At 26.1% G+C, this 1,689-nt stretch carries 1 protein-coding gene; it reads left to right on the top strand.

Translation table 11 applies throughout. The features are described 5' to 3' along the window. Window positions 1-11: 11 nt before the first annotated feature. Window positions 12-1,689 (top strand): non-ribosomal peptide synthetase (locus BUB01_RS22465; protein ID WP_143152559.1); only part of this gene is annotated, 1,678 nt, incomplete at its 3' end.

Genomic DNA, 1,689 nt, shown 5'->3' with positions numbered 1-1,689 from the left:
AAAAAGTAAACGTGAGAAGAGATGCAAGTAGAAATCCATTATTTGATGTTATGTTTATAATGCAGAATATGGAGATGAACTCATTAGAATTAGAAAGATTAAAGATTAAACCTTATAATTTAAAAAATAATATGGCTAAATTCGATATAACTATGATAGCAATAGAAGGTAAAGATAATATATATTTAAATTTAGAATATGCTAAGAAGTTATATAAAAAAGAAACTATAGAAAGAATGAAAGAACATTTTTTAAATTTAGTTAAGAAAATAATCACTAATAGGAATATTAAAATTAAAGATATAGAAATTATTAATGAGGATGAAAAGAAAAAATTATTAATAGATTTTAATAATACAACAGTAAAATATCCAAGTAATAAAACTATTAAGGAATTATTTGAAAACCAAGTAGAAAAGACACCAGATAATATTGCTGTTGTGTTTGAAAATGAAGAGATAACTTATAGAGAACTCAATGATAAGGCTAACTCATTGGCAATGATATTAAGGGACAAAGGAGTAGGTCCGGATGTTGTAGTAGGTATTATGGTGGAACGTTCTATAGAGATGATAGTTGGTATTATTTCTATATTAAAAGCCGGTGGAGCGTATTTACCAATAGATATATCATATCCAAATGAAAGAATTGAGTTTATATTGAAAAATAGTGATTGCCAGATTGTTTTAACGCAAAAAGACCTATTTAACAATATACTATTTAATGGAGAAATGCTTTATTTAGAAGAAGAAAGTTTATATTATCAAATTTGCATCAATTTACCTAATATAAGTGAGCCTGATAATCTTCTATATATTATATATACCTCTGGAACGACAGGCACTCCTAAGGGAGTTATGTTTAAAAATAATAGTTTAGCAAATTTAATTAATTTTGAAATTAATAATACTAACATTGAATTAAAAACAAAAGTATTACAATTTGCAAATTTATGTTTTGATGTAGCTAGCCAGGAAATATTATCTACTTTGCTAGCTGGTGGAGAATTATATTTAATTAAAGATGAAGTAAGAAAAGATGTAGTAAGCTTACTAAACTTTATAGTTAAAAAACAAATAAAAACTGTATTTTTACCAACAGCATATTTTAAATTATTACAATCAGAAGAAAAATTTATTGAATGTCTTATTAATAATGTTAGAAATATAATTGTTGCTGGTGAACAATTAACTCTAACTGATAAATTAAAGGATTTAATTTATCAAAGTGATATAAACATTCATAATCACTATGGACCTTCAGAAACTCATGTTGTTACAACTACTACAATAAATGCATCTAATAATATAAGAAGCATGCCAGTTATAGGAAAACCTATAGGTAATAATAAAGTATATATTTTAGATAAAATGATGAAGTTAGTACCAATTAATGTAGGAGGCGAACTATGTATAAGTGGTACAGGCGTGGCAAGAGGATATTTAAACAATAATAAATTAACAGAGGAAAAATTTATAGAGAATCCATATAAATCTGGAGAAAGAATGTACAAAACTGGAGATTTAGCAAGATGGTTACCAGATGGGAATATAGAATTTTTGGGAAGAATAGATCATCAAGTAAAAGTGCGTGGATTTAGAATAGAGCTTGGAGAAATAGAGACTAGATTATTAGAAGTAGAAGGAATAAAAGAGGTAGTAGTTGTAGATAAAGAAAAAGATGGTGATA

Origin of the sequence: Clostridium cavendishii DSM 21758, from assembly GCF_900141845.1 — a bacterium.
GTDB lineage: Bacteria > Bacillota > Clostridia > Clostridiales > Clostridiaceae > Clostridium_AG > Clostridium_AG cavendishii.
The sequence above is the reverse complement of the archived record's forward strand: the minus strand, read 5'-3'. Positions and strand labels throughout refer to the sequence as shown.